Source organism: Mesorhizobium sp. M0119, from assembly GCF_040322615.1.
In the GTDB taxonomy this organism is placed as follows: domain Bacteria; phylum Pseudomonadota; class Alphaproteobacteria; order Rhizobiales; family Rhizobiaceae; genus Mesorhizobium.
The window spans coordinates 14,584-29,676 of record NZ_JAMYTU010000054.1 but is presented as its reverse complement, the minus strand read 5'-3'; the positions used below and the strand labels follow the sequence as shown (position 1 = coordinate 29,676).

Sequence of the window (15,093 nt, the reverse complement as noted above, 5' to 3'; positions counted from 1 at the left end):
GATGCCGAAACCGGCATGAGGCGGAAGACGTCTGCTCACGACCTAACATCAGTCGATGTCGTGGCCGAGACGCGGCCGACTTTTTCAACGATATCCGCCATTACTGGACATTCGGAACTAGCCGCAAAGCAGACGTTGATATGAGTTCAGGATCACTCCTCGCCAGCGTGCCTTCGAGGAACGGTGTTCATGATGGCCTGCGCCAGTTCTTCGAGGACGGAGGTATCACCGTTCGATGCGGCAAATAGCCTGAACTCCGCTTCTGGTAACTCTGGCAGACCGTAGCTTTTGGGTACCCTGACCAGCCCATTTCTCAGTTGACTGGCGATCATCGGCGCTACAGCAAAGCCTGAGATGGCAGCCGCCCTCAGACTGGCGTTGCTGGCGCAGATCATCACCGTGCGCTGGCTGATCCCGGCCTTGGCAAGCCGTTCAAGAGCAACTTCCCTGTAGGGGCAAGGTTCCGGCAACACGGCCAATGGCAGCGGGTCCGGAAGATCCAAGCCGGTATGATCCGCCCATGCCCAGACAAGAGGCTCGCGCCACAGGAGGCGCCCCATCTCCTCACCCTCACATTGTGATCCGAGCACCAGTTCGATGTTGCCCTCCTTCATCTTCGAGAGGAGCGCACCCGGAACCCCGACTTGCACCTCGACCTGCAATCCAGGGCGATCAGCGCCGAATGCCTGCAAGGCGCGAAGGATGGGGACCTGTGCGAAGTCTTCCGAGAGGCCGACACGAACCCTGCCGTGAAAGGGTGCCCGCGCCAGATCCGCCAAAGCATCCCGGTTAAGGGTGAGCATCGCCCGGGCATAGGCGAGCAAGCGTTCGCCATCGAGTGTCATCTCCAGTGAGCGCGTCGTCCTGTTGAGTAACGGCTTCCCGACCTGCTCTTCGAGACGGCGCAGGTGCCCACTGACGGCCGACTGCGTAAGGTTCAGTCGCGCTGCCGCCCGACTGAAGCCGCCTTCGTCGAACACGGCGACGAACGTCCTGAGCAGGACCAATTCCAACATATATTCTGATCCATGATGAATACTGTCGATAATCTCGATTTCTATATCGAATTAAAATATGACGCAATGCGGTTCGTCACAATGAGTAAGGATGATCCATGACCAAGCTCCTGCATATCGTTTCCTCGCCCCGCAAAGAGCGTTCCGCCTCGCGTGAGGTCGCCGAGGCCTTTGTTCAAAGCTATCGTGCTCGGCGACCCGACTTGGAGATTTCAACGCTCGACCTATGGGATGTCGACCTCCCCGAATTAGGTGAGGACGCAATGTTGGCCAAATATGCGGGGCTCAGCGGCACGCCGCTTACCCCTTCTCAACAGCAGGCATGGGCCACATTGCAAGAATTGGCGCAACAACTGCACTGGGCGGATATCCTCCTGCTGTCGACGCCGCTGTGGAATTTCAGCATTCCCTACAAGCTCAAGCACTTCATCGACCTGGTATCGCAGAAGGACATCCTCTTCTCGTTCGATCCTGAACACGGGTTCGGAGGACTGCTCCGGGATAAGATCGCGGTGGTCGTCCATGCGCGAGGTCTCGACTATGCGGCGCAATCCATCACTCCGGCGCAGCGCTTCGACTTTCAAAAACCCTATATAGAAGCGTGGTTGCGCTTCATCGGTGTCGAAGATGTCCGCAGTCTAATCATTCAGAAGACCCTCTTTGGACCCGATATTGACAATGCGGCTCGCCAGGATGCACGGGAGGCCGCGTCACGGCTGGCGGAAGACCTGCTGTCGCGGACAACAGAGGCGATTGCATGATCATGAAGCGCTTGCTGCGGACAAGTGCGTTGATAACCCGCTCAGACCCCAACTTGCACATACAGCCGGCGTAACAACTATGGAGAACGGACGTCCGTAACGTCGCCTATAGGGGCAGGCACACCGATTCCACCCAACGTCCGCTTTCAGGCAATGCATCAGTCCCAGCAAGGACCGGTTGTTTGGGTCATAAATTGCCACATAACGCAAAAAGTCCTGTGCCGGGTGCTATCTGACCGGAAGCCAGCCAGAGCGGCGAAAGCCCGCCGCCCGCGCGCTTTCGGCCAGCTCAGAAGATCGAGTTTGTGATTGATTTTATCGGGCCAAGCAGGATCGATCCTTCCGGCACGCCGGCGTCGATCGGAATGGCTTTGCGGTTTGCTGTCGCCACCATCGGCTGGCCGATATCGGCCGTCACCACGACCGGGGTCTTGTTCGGCACACGATCGTAGAGATCGATTATGTCCTGGTTCATCAGGCGAACACAGCCCGACGACACCGACTTGCCGATCGACCGCCATTCCGGCGAACCGTGCAGGCGGTAGAGCGTGTCCTGGTTGCCCTGGAAGAGATAGAGCGCCCGCGCGCCAAGCGGGTTCTTGAGCCCGCCGGGCATGCCGCCATTATCGGCGCTATAGGGTTTCAACTCCGGCTGCCGCGCTATCATTTCGTCCGGCGGCGTCCATTTCGGCCATTTCTGCTTCCATTGGACCACGGCATCGCCCGACCATTCGAAGCCGGCGCGGCCGAGGCCGACGCCGTAGCGGATCGCTTGGCCACCCGGGCGCACCAGGTAGAGGAAGTGGTTGGTCGTGTCGACGACGATGGTGCCGGGCTGCTGCCCGGTCGGATCGTCAACGATCTGGCGCAGGAACTGCGGGTCGATCTTGTCGACCGGTATGGCCGGCAGCTCGAAGCCGCCATCCGACATCGGCCCATACATCGTCACATAGTCGCCGAGCGCCGGCTCGACATAGGCCGGGGGCGGTGGCTCGACCGGCTGTTGCGACAGCGTTGTGCAACTGGAGGCCGCGACCGAGGCGGCGCCAAGGGCGGCTGCGTTGAGGAAACCGCGACGGCTAAGGCGCAGAGAGGACGACGGGAGTGTGAACATGATTGCCTTTTTTAAGTCTCAAATCGCAACAAAGCATAAATGCGTCCGGTTGCGCGCAGGTGCTCGAGCAATGCCCGGCGCGATAGGCGGTTCCAATTCTGGCCGCAGGGTGGACAAACAAAGGCAAAGCTGTGACTGGATCGTCACTGTTGCGCCGAGGCAACATGTCCGGCATCAAACCCCGGAGATCAGACCTTCGAGTGACGGCAGGATCAGGGCCGGTGGAAAATCCCGGTATTCCTCTGGCTGGTTCGTGCGGTTGATCCACACCGTCCGGAAGCCGAATTTGGTGGCGCCGGCGACGTCCCAGCGGTTGGAGGACTGGAAAGAGACAGCGCCTGGATAGAGGCGCCAGCCCGTGGTGACCATATCGTAGACCGACGGATCGGTCTTGAAGCGCCTGACGCTGTCGACGGAAAAGACGTCGTCCAGGACCTGGTCGAGCGCGGCGGACTTGACGGCCGCCTCCAGCATTTCAGGCGAACCGTTGGACAGGATCGCCAGCCTTGCCCCCGATGCCTTGAGCGCCTTGAGCACGGCCGGCACCTCCGGATAGCAGTCCAGCCGCCAATAGGCTTCGAGCAGCTTCGCCTTCAGCCCGGCATCCGCGGATGGAACCTTGCGCAGGGCGAAATCGAGAGCCTGCTCGGTGAGCTGCCAAAAATCGGCATAGGCTCCCATCAGCGTCCTGACCCAGGAATATTCCAGCTGCTTGGCGCGCCATATCTCGGACAGTAACTGGCCGTCCGGCCCGATCTGGTCGGCGTGACGGCGCACGGCCGCGTGCACGTCGAACAGGGTGCCATAGGCATCGAAAACGTAAGCCGCATGGTGCATGCAACAGTTTTGAGGCTGCGCAAGGCAAGGCGCAAGCGCTGATTGCAGTCCGCCAGCCCGCTGGCCTCAACAAATCTCAGCCAAGCCGGTTGACGGCGGCCGCCAAAGCATCTTCCAATGCGTCGCAACAAGCATCGAACGGAACCTGGCAATGACACTGGCGACTGCGGCGCAATCCGCGACATGGACCTTCGTCGACGGCGACTGGTACGAGGGCAACGTTGCCATCCTAGGGCCGCGCAGCCACGCCATGTGGCTCGGCACCAGCGTGTTCGACGGCGCCCGCTGGTTCGAGGGCGTCGCCCCCGATCTCGATCGCCATGCAGCAAGGGTGAACGCCTCGGCGATCGCGCTCGGCCTGAAGCCGACGATGAGCACCGACAAGATCGTCGGCCTGACCTGGGACGGGCTGAAGAAGTTCGACGGCAAGACGGCGGTCTACATCAGGCCGATGTATTGGGCCGAGCATGGCGGCTATATGGGCGTGCCGGCCGACCCGGCCTCGACGCGTTTCTGCCTTTGCCTCTACGAATCGCCGATGATCTCGCCGGCGGGGTTTTCGGTGACGGTGTCGCCGTTCCGGCGCCCGACCATCGAAACCATGCCGACCAACGCCAAGGCCGGCTGCCTTTATCCCAACAACGGCCGGGCCATCCTCGAAGCCAAGATGCGCGGCTTCGACAATGCGCTCGTGCTCGACATGCTGGGCAATGTCGCCGAGACCGGGACCTCGAATATTTTCCTGGTCAAGGACGGCCATGTCCTGACGCCGGCGCCGAACGGCACCTTCCTGTCCGGCATTACCCGCGCGCGTACCATGGCCCTGCTAGGCGAATACGGGTTCACGACGACGGAAAAGACGCTGTCGATCCGCGATTTCCTTGAGGCGGACGAAATCTTCTCGACCGGAAACCACTCGAAAGTCGTGCCGGTCACCCGCATCGAGTATCGCAATCTGCAGCCCGGACCGGTGGCCAAGAAGGCGCGCGAACTCTATTGGGAATGGGCGCATTCGACTTCGCCCGGCTGACCCGCTAAAAAGCGGCCGGCGCTTCATTTCCGGAGTTGTTCCAGACCAATCCAGTCCTATGTTAGTCCGGTATCGACACCGGATTTTTCCACGAGGGAGTACGACCGATGGCTTTTGAATTGCCCGCTTTGCCCTATGACTACGAGGCCTTGCAGCCTTACATGTCCAAGGAAACGCTGGAATATCACCACGACAAGCACCACAAGGCCTATGTCGACAACGGCAACAAGCTGGCCGCCGAAGCGGGCATGGGCGATTTGTCGGTCGAAGAGGCAGTCAAACAGTCCTTCGGCAAGAATGCGGGCCTCTTCAACAATGCCGCCCAGCACTATAATCACATCCATTTCTGGAAATGGATGAAGAAGGGCGGCGGCGGCAACAAGCTGCCGGGCGCCTTGCAAAAGGCGGTCGACAGCGATCTTGGCGGCTACGACAAGTTCAAGGCCGACTTCATCGCCGCCGGCACCACCCAGTTCGGTTCGGGCTGGGCCTGGGTCTCGGTCAAGGACGGCAAGCTGGCGATCTCGAAGACGCCGAATGGCGAGAACCCCCTCGTCCATGGCGCGACGCCGATCCTCGGCGTCGATGTGTGGGAACATTCCTACTACATCGATTATCGCAACGCCCGGCCGAAATATCTCGAAGCCTTCGTCGACAGTCTCATTAACTGGGACTATGTGCTCGAACTCTACGAAAAGGCCTGATCCGTTCCAGAAAAGCCCCGGCAGAACCGGGGCTTTTCTTTTTCAGCATCAGAACGACAGCTGCAAAAATTTCACGCAAGCGTGAGGCGAAGCGTCGGAATTTTTAAGCCATCCTTGCCGTTTGTCATTGGGGTGGGACCGCATCCTGAATTGCCTTCAACATGGAGCCAAGTGAATGAGAAAGCTTATCCTCGCCATCTCGATGCTCGCCTTCGCCGGTTCGGCGGCATTTGCCGACCCGGTCGCTGACCGGCAGGCCCTGATGAAGGAACGTGGCAAGATCGCCGCCGGCTTGTCGAAAGTGGTCAAGGGCGAGACGCCCTACGACGCAGCTTCGGTGCTGACGGCGTTGCAGGCACTGCAGGCCAATGCCGAGAAATTCCATGCCGGCGTCGACACCCTTTTCCCGGCGGGCAGCGACACCGGCGACACCACGGCGTCCCCAAAAATCTGGCAGGACATGGCCGGTTTCAAGACGGCTGAAGGCAAGTACCTCGCCGACGTCAAGGCAGCGGTTGCCACAGCACCTGCGGATGCCGAGGCGTTGAAGGCACAGTTCAACACCATCGGCGGCGACTGCGGCACCTGCCACAAGGGCTACAGGGTGAAAAAAGGCTGATCCCTGCCGATGCCCCTGCTGAAGAAACTTGTCGGCGCCGCCCTCGTTCTGGGCGGCGCCGCCGCGATTGCCGGCTGGTTCCTGTCGGCTCCGGTCAGGCTCGATGCCGCAACGCTGGCTGAGCTTGGTCCCGGCGACGCCGCCAGGGGCAAGCGCATCTTCTACGCCGGCGGCTGCACGTCCTGTCATGCCAAGCCTGGCTCACAAGGCGATGCCCGTCTTCAACTGGTCGGCGGCCTCGAGCTCAAGACGCCGTTCGGCACCTTCGTGCCGCCGAACATATCGCAAGATACCAGGGACGGCATCGGCGCCTGGTCGGTCAAGGACTTTGCCAACGCCATGCTGAGGGGCGTGTCACCGTCGGGCGAGCATCTCTATCCGGCATTTCCCTATATTTCCTACGCGCGCATGAAGCCGGCCGACATTGCCGATCTCTATGCATTCCTGAAGACCTTGCCCGCGGTCGCCGGCAAGGCGCCCGCCAATTCGCTGGGATTTCCGTTCAACGTCCGACGCGGTCTTGGCTTGTGGAAGCTGCTCTATTTGAGTGACCAGCCGGTCGTTTCCTTTCCCGACGGCACGTCGGATCCGGTGTTGACAGGCCGCTATCTGGTCGAAGGCCCCGGCCATTGCGGCGAATGCCACACACCGCGGGACCTTGCCGGCGGCACCAGGAAGAGCCAGTGGCTGGCAGGTGCGGCCGCCGCCGAAGGCAGCGGCATCGTGCCCAACATCACGTCGGGCGAGGGCGGCATCGCCGATTGGTCCGAAGCCGACCTCGCCAACTATCTCGAAACCGGCTTCACGCCGGACTTCGATACGGTCGGCGGCGCGATGGTCGACGTGCAACGGAACGTGGCCGTGCTGACCCCGGAGGACCGCTCGGCGATCGCCGCCTATCTGAAAGCCGTGCCGCCGCATCCCAACAGCTATCCGGCGCGCAAGAAGCCGGCGAACTAACGGCTGTCGGGTCTAGCGGTCGCCGAGAAAGTCGAAGCCGGTTTCGAAGAAGTGATTGTAGTCGCAGGTCATTTCCTCGCCGGGCGCAATGTCGCGCAAGGCATAGGTCTCCTCCGGCTGCGAGACGTCGCAATTCGGGTCGTCGGCATGGTTCATGTAGCGCGCATCGTCGGCCTCGAAGACGATGTAGTTCGGGTCGCGCCGGTCCGGGTAGGCGTAGCGGTCGAGATAGGTTTTCACCGGCCCGGTTTCCCGTTCGTAGGCCGTCACCTCGATGCGGCGGTCGTATTTCGGGTCGAGCTTCCAGACCAGCGTGCCACCAGGAATGTGGTTTTTGGCAAAGACGCCGATGCCCTGGATGGGCGATTTGTCGAGATAGACATCGACGAGCAACATGGCAGATCCCTGGGTGATTGAGTGTTGGCGGCGGCTGTGAAAAGGCCGCGCACTGGGTAGCGCGCGGCCTTTGCAATTGCGAGCGGAAAATCAGGCGTCGGGCGGGGCTGCGGCGGCAAGCTCGGCCTTGCCTGTCACCTTGAGCGCGAAGGCGTAGGTGAAGGCGATTTCCTCCAGCCTCGAAAACCGGCCGGAGGCACCGGCATGGCCCGAATCCATGTTGATCTTGAACAGCACCGGATTCTCACCTGTCTTGCGGTCGCGCAGCCTCGCCACCCATTTGGCCGGCTCCCAATAGGTGACGCGCGGGTCGGTCAGGCCGGCCAGCGCCAGGATCGGTGGATAATCGAGTGCGGCGACATTGTCGTAGGGTGAATAGGCGGCGATGGTCCGGTAATCCTCCGCCGAGGCGATCGGATTGCCCCATTCCGGCCATTCCGGCGGCGTCAGCGGCAGGCTGGCGTCGAGCATGGTGGTGAGCACGTCGACGAAGGGAACCTCGGCGACAATGCCGCCGAAGCATCGCGGCGCCATGTTGGCGACCGCGCCCATCAGCAGGCCGCCGGCCGAACCGCCTTGCGCGACGATGCGGTCATGCGCGGTGTAGCGTTCAACGACGAGGTGCTGGGCGACCGCGATGAAATCGGTGAACGTGTTCATCTTGTTCGCCCGCTTGCCGTCGTCGTACCAGCCATAGCCCTTGTCCTTGCCGCCGCGAACATGAGCTATCGCGTAGACAAAGCCGCGGTCGACCAGCGAAAACAGATTGGTGTTGAACGCGGCCGGCACGGTGATGCCGTAGGAGCCGTAGCCGTAAAGCAGGCAAGGCGCCGACCCGTCGAGCGGCGTGTCGCGGTGATGGAGGAGCGAGATCGGCACCAGTTCGCCGTCGGCGGCAGGCGCCATCAGCCGGCGCGTGACATAGTGCTCCGGGTCGTGGCCGGACGGCACTTCCTGGGTCTTGAGCAGCACCCGCTCGCGGGTGCGCATGTTGTAGTCGAAGACCTGCGCCGGGGTCGTCATCGACGAATAGGAAAAGCGCATGATCTCGGTGTCGTATTCGTAGGAGCCGGACAGGCCGAGCGAGAAGGCTTCCTCGTCGAAGGAGATCAGGTGCTCCTCGCCGCTCTTGCGGTCGCGCACCACGATGCGCGGCAGGCCTTCCTTGCGCTCGAGCCGGACCATGTGGTCCTTGAAGCCGATCACCGAAAGGATCAGCCGTCCCGCTTCGTGCGGCACCAGTTCCTGCCAGTTGGCGCGCACCGGATCATGGGCCGGCGCCGTCATGATCTTGAAGTCCTTGGCGCCGTCGGCATTGGTGAGGATGAAGAAAATGTCGCCGCCTTCCTCGAGCTCGTACTGCAGGCCGGTCTGGCGCGTCGCAACCAGCTTCGGCTCGGCGAACGGATCGTTGGCGCTCATGATGCGGTATTCCGAGGTCTCATGGTCGTTGATGCCGATCATGATCCACTCGTTGGAGCGCGTGCCGCCGACATCCATGAAAAAGCCGGGATCGGTTTCCTCGTAGATCAGCCGGTCGTTTTCAGGACTGTCGCCAAGCGCATGGAACAGCACTTTGGAAGGACGGTGGTTCGGGTCGAGGCGAGTGTAGAAAAAACCGTCATTGCCGGCATCCCACACACCGCCGCCGCCGGTGTCGGGGACCCTGTCCGCCAGATCGTTGCCGCCGGCCAGATCGCGGACGCGCAGCGTGTAGAATTCGGAACCCTTGTCGTCGAAGGCCCAGAGCAGCTTGCTGTGGTCGTCCGAATGGTCGACGCCGCCCAGGCGGAAATAGGGCTTGCCCTCGGCCTCGGTATCGCCGTCGAGCAAGATCTGCTTGTCGCCGCCGTCGCGCGCCGTGCGGAAATAACGCGGTTGCTGGCCGCCAAGCTTGAAGGAGGAGCCGTAGGCGTAAGGTCCGTCCTTCATCGGCACGGAAGAATCGTCTTCCTTGATGCGTCCCTTCATTTCCGCGAAAAGCTGCTTCTGCAGTTGGACCGTATCGGCCATCAGCGCCGCCTGGTAAGCATTCTCGGCTTCGAGGTGGGCGCGGATTTGGCCGTCGAGCAGGGGCGGATCCCTGAACATCTCTTGCCAATTGGTGGCCCTCAGCCAGGCATAGTCGTCCGTCCGCGTCATGCCGTGATGCGTGTCGAAGATCGGCCGCTTCTCCGGCTGCGGTGGGGTGGCGGTCGGAAACACTGGGGTTTTGGTCATTACGTCTCGCTATGGAAGTTACTTGAATGGCGAATGAACACGCCGATCAGCGCGGGTTCAAGGGCTACGATCTATTGTCGTGGTGCCTTCAGAAGATGGGCGGAGGAGAGGACAATGAATATTTTTTCTCGGATTGCCGCGGCCCTCGCCGTCGCTGCGATGACCCTGGCCAATGCCGGTCAATCTCATGCAACTGCCTTTGCGGCTTGGCAAGTGGCCAATGTGCCGTTCGGCGACACGCTCAACGTGCGCAAGTATCCTTCAGGAACTTCGCAGAAGCAGGCCGCCTATCCAAACGGGACGGTTCTGCAGATGACCGGCAAATGCACCGGTGGGATAAACCTGCTCGATCTCGCCCACCATTCGTACTGGCAGCAGAAACAGAAGATCCGCCATCGCTGGTGCCAAGTCTGGCACGATCCGGCACAGAACGGCCAGTTCGTCACCGGCTGGGTCTACGGAAAATACATCACCCGGTTTCAGTGACGCAGCACGCCGCTCCGGCCGAAGGCTCACGAGCAACAGTAACGCTTCGCAACCTATGATTTTACTGAATCCGGCGATCGGCCAGGCTGTAATGCTGCCGGCAGGATCAAGCATTGAGCTCTATTTACCTGCTGCCGTCTGTGTAATGGCTGCTTGCCGCGGCGTCAGTCGATGCTGGTCTGACCAGAAAAAACGGCAAAGTTACACTCTGCACGAAAGAGTGAAGCTGAATATGAAAGATTTGACTTGCATCGCTGAATAGACCGCAAGAAGCGAATTGACTTACTTGGCGCCCAGGCCCATTAAGATACCGCGACGCGAATCGCGGAGGCTTTTTCCTGCACAAGTTCGCGCGATGCCCAGCCTATCAGAACGGGCGCAAACAGAAACAATTCTCGTTGGGGCCTGAACGCCATGGATATTACCGAAACACCTTCCAGAAACAGTGACGCGCTGATCGAGCTCACCGCCGACGTGGTGGCCGCCTATGTCAGCAACAATCCCGTGCCGGTCGGCGAATTGCCGAACCTCATCGCCGATGTCCATGCCGCTCTCGGGCGCGTCGGCGGGGCCGCCGAGCAGCCGCCTGCCGACAAGCAGAAGCCGGCGGTAAATCCGAAGCGTTCGGTGCATGACGACTACATCATCTGTCTCGAAGACGGCAAGAAGTTCAAGTCGCTCAAGCGTCACTTGATGACCCACTATGATCTGACGCCGGACCAGTATCGCGAAAAGTGGAACCTGGACCCGAGCTATCCGATGGTTGCGCCCAATTATGCGGCCGCCCGTTCGCAACTCGCCAAGAAGATGGGTCTCGGCCGCAAGCGCAAGGGACGCTGACAAGCGGCTCTTCCGGTTTGACACTCAAACGGCGCCTGCGGGCGCCGTTTTGTATTTTTGTATTATGGGGTCAAGGTCGAACCCGCCATGCTGCCGGCAACTGCCGTCCGGTCAGGCGGTCTGCTTCAGCGCTGCCTCGGCGTCACGCTTGATGCGCTTGACCATCGAGCGAAGACCATTGGCGCGCTGCGGCGACAGGTGCTCGTCAAGTCCGAGCGCCTTTAGCGTTGCCTCTGCGTCAGTCCTCTGGATTTCGCTGGCCGGCCGTCTCGAAAACAGCGCCAGCATGATGGCGACCAGGCCGCGCACGATATGGGCGTCGGAATCGCCCTTGAAGGTGATAACGGGATCGCCGCCTTCGCCCTGTTCGGTGGTCAACCAGACCTGGCTGACGCAGCCGGGCACCTTGTTGGCCGGTATGCGTTGCTCGTCGGGAAACGGCGGCAGCGCTTCACCCAGTTCAATCACATAGCGATAGCGGTCTTCCCACTCGTCGAGCAGGGAAAAGTCGTCCCGGATGGTCTGGATCGTCGTCGTCATACCCCGGATATAGTCATCCGGCGCTGCCACGTCACGGAAAAAGAGGAGAAACGCCGCAGGTGCCGGGCGCGGGAAGCCTTGCGGTCTGGCGATGAATTCGGCCGAAACAGTCAGTTCTTTGCCGGCAAGTGCACTTTCAGCGGCAAATCGACTTTCGCCGGCAAGACGATTTCCTCGGGCACGCTGCCGGTGGTCGTCACCGTATCGGGTTCAGCGGCCTTGTCGTCCAGCATGGCGGCCGCGATCTTGGCGGTCTCCTTTGCCCGGGCGGTGATGGTGTGCATTGCCGATTTGCCGGTCTCGCAAACGTCCGGCTTGCGCTCGCAGATGCCGGCGATGTCGCCGACGGCTTCGCGCGCGGCAAACAGCGCCTGGAGCGGCCCGACGCTTTCTCGGCCCGCATCATCGGAGCCGGCACCCAGCGGCAGCGCCAAAAGCACCAGCGAAAACCAGAAAGCAGCTCTTATCAGAAAGCCCATCTGTCTGTCCTTTATGAGGGTCATGCATTCGAACCGGACGACCCGTGTACCGCGATATTGGCACAGACGCGCAAAGGACGGCTTGTCTCGAAAGCAACAGTTTTCCTCAAATTTTAGGCAGAATCGAAACGAAGCGTTTTGAAGTTCATTTGCCTCGAAAGGCTCAGATTTTATTCAGCAATTGATAACCATCCAACCTATTGTTTTTCCTGGTCATTTTCTTAACCGGCGACAGTTTGATGCCATCGGCCGCAGGTGCAGCCGCGGGCGGTCCGGATAACGCTCCGTTTACTATGGCGGCATTTGCCCCGGTTTTTCCCCGCCGGTATCCGGATATTTGCAGCCTGCCGGGGGACGATCGGCCCAGCCTTATCCATTCCTTAAACGCTGGATGCGAGTTTCGGATCGACAAAAGCCGCCTGCAAAGCAGGGCCGTTCACGACCGGGTGCGTTGAGTTGAGTGCGATCAAGGCCAGATACGCCGAGTTGCCAGGCGCGATAGCCGCCGGTTGCGAACGGATGGTTCATCCGTCCGTCCTCGGTCAGAGCGATCGTCGCCGCCACAGCCGGTTCATTGGCGTCATGCTGGCGGCTCCTTTCTTCAGCGCGGGTGCAGCGGTGACGCTGGTCACGTCGGGCATGGGCGCGGCCGTGACTGTGGCTGCGATCTTTGCGGCGTTCGGCCTTTGCTGGTTCGCCGCCCTGCTGGTGGCTGCATCGGGCAAGATGACCCTGGCCGGCCAACTCGCCTTGGTCGTCGGCAGCGTTGCGCTCGGTGCCCTTATCGCTGCTGCCGGCGGTCTGGCTTCGCCGGTTGCCGTGCTTGCGGTGGCGCTGCCGTTTGAAGCCTGGTGGATCGGCCAGTCGCGCCGTGCCGTGATCTGGGGCGCCATATCGGCCCTTGTCGCAGTCTTGCTGCAGCCTTTAGCCGGTTCCGTCTTGCCACTCGACCAGACCGAAATCGCCGCATGGCACTGGCTGGTACCACTGGCCTGGGCACTCACACTCATTCCGCGTGTCTCTCCACTTCGTGGCGCCGCCAACGCACAGCTCGATCCGGCCGGCAGCGACCGGCTCGAAGACCTCATCGACGCCGTCGTGCTGCGAATCGCGGCGCATGGCGAGGTTCTGGACGCCTCGGCTAAGGCACGCACGATGCTGAGGCTGCCGCCGGAGCTGCTTTTCGGCACCGGACTTTTCGATCGCATCCATCTGTCTGATCGTGTCCCGTACCTCAGTGCGCTGGCCGATATGCGCGATGGCGCCCTGTCGCGCCGGCTCGACCTTCGCGTCCGGCTGCCGCAGAACAGCGGCATGACGGCCGACAATTACCGGCCGTTCTCGCTCGAGATGATGCGCGCGCCGGGGCAGGAGGCTGTCTTCACGCTTCTTCTGCGCGAGAACGATGAAGTGGCCGGACTGCGCCAGGAGCTTGCCGCAGCCAATGAGGCGGCTGCCTCGGCCGAGGTGGCGAAAGGACGATTCCTTGCCGTCGTCAGCCATGAGTTGCGCACCCCGCTCAATGCCATCATCGGCTTTTCCGACATGCTGCTGCACGAGATGTTCGGCACCTTCAAGGATCCGCGCCAGAAGGAATATGTCGGGCTGGTCAGGGATTCGGGCCAGCACCTGCTTGCCGTCGTCACCTCGATACTCGACGTATCGCGGATCGAATCGGGCGCCTACGCGACCGAACCGGAACCGTTCCGCTTCCGCGAAGCAGTCGAGATGTGCCAGTCGATGATGCGCCTGCAAGCCGAGGCAAAGACCATCGATCTGCAGGCCCAGATCGCGCCGGACGCAGGCGAAATAAATGCCGACCGGCGCGCCGTGCAGCAGATCCTGATCAATCTCGTCTCCAACGCGATCAAGTTCACGCCCGAAGGCGGCAATGTCGTCATCGGCGCCAAGCGGATCGGCTCGCGGCTGCATTTCTGGGTCCGGGACACCGGCATCGGCATCGCCGAGGAAGATTTCGCCAATCTTGGCAAGCCGTTCATGCAGATCCAGAACGACTATACCCGCCGTTTCGAAGGCACAGGGCTCGGGCTTTCGCTGGTGAAGGGGCTGGTGGCGCTGCACGAAGGCACCATGTCGATCGAAAGCATGCCGGGCGAGGGCACCACGGTTACGATCAGCCTTCCGGTGAGCGGCCCGCCGGGCCGCTCGACGGAGAAGACTGGCGTGGTGCCGATGTCCGCAGCCAAAGCCAGAGCGGACGGTGGCAAAGGGGAGAGTAATGGGTCGCTCCGCAAAACAGCCTAAGGCGGTCAAACGCCGCGGCAATGCCTTCGAGCACGGAGCGATGGCTCTGGGCAGCCTGATCTCGCGCAATCCTGTTGTGGTCGGCGGCTCCACCGCATTCCTGGTGACGCTGTTCTACGTCTCGGCGAACGCTCTTTGGTATCAGCCCTTTCCCCATGCCGGCGCGTTTTTCGTCACCAGGAGCATCGAGCGCTTTCCCCGGGCGGAGAGCGACGAGCCCGAAACAACCATCAATATCGTGCGTCCGGCCGCTGCGCCGATCAAGAGCGACCCGGTCGTCGAGCAGGTCCAGGGCATATTGAAGGATCTCGATTTCTATTCCGGCACCGTCGACGGTATCCCCGGACCGAATACGCGCAAGGCCATCCAGGCCTATCAGCAGAAGGTCGGATTGAATGCCTCCGGCGAGATCGACGGCGTCCTGCTGGATCAACTGGGCGCCACGCCAAAGACTTCGGCCGTGGTTCCGCGTCCGGTGCCGCGGCCGGTCGAAACGGCCGCTGTTCCAGCCGCCATTCCAGCGTCCGCACCGGCAAATGCGGTGGCGCCGGATCCCCGCATCATCAAGATCCAGGCCGGACTGAAAGCGTTCGGCAATGACGACATGCAATTGGATGGCGTCGTAGGCGCGCGCACCAAGGCCGCGATCAAGGAATTCCAGGCGCTGTTCGGCCTACCCGAGACCGGCGAGCCCGACGAGATCGTCTACGTCAAGATGCGTGAGATCGGCCTGACCAACTGAGGGTCGTGACGGCCGCTCGCCGGTCGCTCGGCAAAGACCGGTTACGGTTTTCCGGCCGATGCTGTAAGGACCGCCGCATGTCCA

General features: G+C 61.5%; 16 protein-coding genes. 9 read left to right on the top strand and 7 right to left on the bottom strand.

Annotated elements, in window-relative coordinates; all coding sequences use genetic code 11:
- Positions 1–152: 152 nt before the first annotated feature.
- Positions 153–1,016 carry a LysR family transcriptional regulator gene (locus tag NKJ40_RS28685; RefSeq protein WP_352468934.1) on the bottom strand — a complete coding sequence of 288 codons (864 nt, stop codon included), beginning with the start codon at positions 1,014–1,016 and terminating at the stop codon, positions 153–155.
- 98 nt (positions 1,017–1,114) lie between these two features.
- Between NKJ40_RS28685 and NKJ40_RS28680 the strand changes: the two genes are divergently transcribed.
- Positions 1,115–1,777 carry an FMN-dependent NADH-azoreductase gene (locus tag NKJ40_RS28680; RefSeq protein WP_352468933.1) on the top strand — a complete coding sequence of 221 codons (663 nt, stop codon included), beginning with the start codon at positions 1,115–1,117 and terminating at the stop codon, positions 1,775–1,777.
- A gap of 289 nt (positions 1,778–2,066) precedes the next feature.
- Here NKJ40_RS28680 and NKJ40_RS28675 read toward each other — a convergent pair whose 3' ends face one another.
- Together NKJ40_RS28675 and NKJ40_RS28670 are read right to left on the bottom strand one after the other, a co-directional pair.
- Positions 2,067–2,891, bottom strand: a complete 825-nt coding sequence (locus NKJ40_RS28675) for a L,D-transpeptidase (protein ID WP_352468932.1) — start codon at positions 2,889–2,891, stop codon at positions 2,067–2,069.
- 174 nt (positions 2,892–3,065) lie between these two features.
- On the bottom strand, positions 3,066–3,728 hold the full coding sequence (locus NKJ40_RS28670; RefSeq protein WP_292658470.1) for a haloacid dehalogenase type II: 663 nt from the start codon (positions 3,726–3,728) through the stop codon (positions 3,066–3,068).
- Positions 3,729–3,879: 151 nt separating this feature from the next.
- Between NKJ40_RS28670 and NKJ40_RS28665 the strand changes: the two genes are divergently transcribed.
- The 4 genes from NKJ40_RS28665 to NKJ40_RS28650 all read left to right on the top strand — a co-directional run bounded on the left by NKJ40_RS28665 (position 3,880) and on the right by NKJ40_RS28650 (position 7,041).
- Positions 3,880–4,758, top strand: a complete 879-nt coding sequence (locus NKJ40_RS28665) for a branched-chain amino acid aminotransferase (protein WP_352468931.1) — start codon at positions 3,880–3,882, stop codon at positions 4,756–4,758.
- A gap of 107 nt (positions 4,759–4,865) precedes the next feature.
- Complete coding sequence (locus NKJ40_RS28660) at positions 4,866–5,462, top strand: superoxide dismutase (RefSeq protein WP_023677850.1); 597 nt, start codon at positions 4,866–4,868, stop codon at positions 5,460–5,462.
- 175 nt (positions 5,463–5,637) lie between these two features.
- The gene (locus NKJ40_RS28655; protein WP_352468930.1) at positions 5,638–6,081 is read left to right on the top strand and encodes a c-type cytochrome; all 444 of its coding nucleotides are present in this window, start codon (positions 5,638–5,640) and stop codon (positions 6,079–6,081) included.
- A gap of 9 nt (positions 6,082–6,090) precedes the next feature.
- Positions 6,091–7,041 carry a cytochrome c gene (locus tag NKJ40_RS28650; RefSeq protein WP_352468929.1) on the top strand — a complete coding sequence of 317 codons (951 nt, stop codon included), beginning with the start codon at positions 6,091–6,093 and terminating at the stop codon, positions 7,039–7,041.
- Between the two features lie 12 nt (positions 7,042–7,053).
- Here the strand turns inward: NKJ40_RS28650 and NKJ40_RS28645 are convergent, their stop codons facing one another.
- Together NKJ40_RS28645 and NKJ40_RS28640 are read right to left on the bottom strand one after the other, a co-directional pair.
- A complete protein-coding gene (locus tag NKJ40_RS28645; protein WP_352468928.1) occupies positions 7,054–7,437 on the bottom strand; it encodes an SET domain-containing protein in 384 nt (127 codons plus the stop codon).
- Between the two features lie 90 nt (positions 7,438–7,527).
- Positions 7,528–9,657 carry a S9 family peptidase gene (locus NKJ40_RS28640; RefSeq protein WP_352468927.1) on the bottom strand — a complete coding sequence of 710 codons (2,130 nt, stop codon included), beginning with the start codon at positions 9,655–9,657 and terminating at the stop codon, positions 7,528–7,530.
- Between the two features lie 114 nt (positions 9,658–9,771).
- Here NKJ40_RS28640 and NKJ40_RS28635 point away from each other — a divergent pair, with 114 nt between their 5' ends.
- Positions 9,772–10,143: an SH3 domain-containing protein gene (locus NKJ40_RS28635; RefSeq protein ID WP_352468938.1), complete on the top strand. Its 372-nt coding sequence runs from the start codon at positions 9,772–9,774 to the stop codon at positions 10,141–10,143.
- Positions 10,144–10,557: 414 nt separating this feature from the next.
- Entirely contained in the window at positions 10,558–10,983 is a 426-nt protein-coding gene (locus NKJ40_RS28630) for a Ros/MucR family transcriptional regulator (protein WP_023677844.1), read from the top strand.
- A 111-nt stretch (positions 10,984–11,094) separates the two neighbouring features.
- On the opposite strand, the gene NKJ40_RS28625 is transcribed toward NKJ40_RS28630, so the two are convergent.
- Both NKJ40_RS28625 and NKJ40_RS28620 read right to left on the bottom strand, forming a co-directional pair.
- A complete protein-coding gene (locus NKJ40_RS28625) occupies positions 11,095–11,523 on the bottom strand; it encodes a SufE family protein (protein WP_352468926.1) in 429 nt (142 codons plus the stop codon).
- A 110-nt stretch (positions 11,524–11,633) separates the two neighbouring features.
- The gene (locus NKJ40_RS28620) at positions 11,634–12,002 is read right to left on the bottom strand and encodes a DUF5330 domain-containing protein (RefSeq protein ID WP_352468925.1); all 369 of its coding nucleotides are present in this window, start codon (positions 12,000–12,002) and stop codon (positions 11,634–11,636) included.
- Positions 12,003–12,521: 519 nt separating this feature from the next.
- Here NKJ40_RS28620 and NKJ40_RS28615 point away from each other — a divergent pair.
- Together NKJ40_RS28615 and NKJ40_RS28610 are read left to right on the top strand one after the other, a co-directional pair.
- Positions 12,522–14,267: an ATP-binding protein gene (locus NKJ40_RS28615; RefSeq protein ID WP_352468937.1), complete on the top strand. Its 1,746-nt coding sequence runs from the start codon at positions 12,522–12,524 to the stop codon at positions 14,265–14,267.
- A complete protein-coding gene (locus NKJ40_RS28610; RefSeq protein WP_352468924.1) occupies positions 14,242–15,009 on the top strand; it encodes a peptidoglycan-binding domain-containing protein in 768 nt (255 codons plus the stop codon). Before NKJ40_RS28615 ends, NKJ40_RS28610 begins: the two co-directional genes overlap by 26 nt.
- The last annotated feature ends 84 nt before the right edge of the window (positions 15,010–15,093 follow it).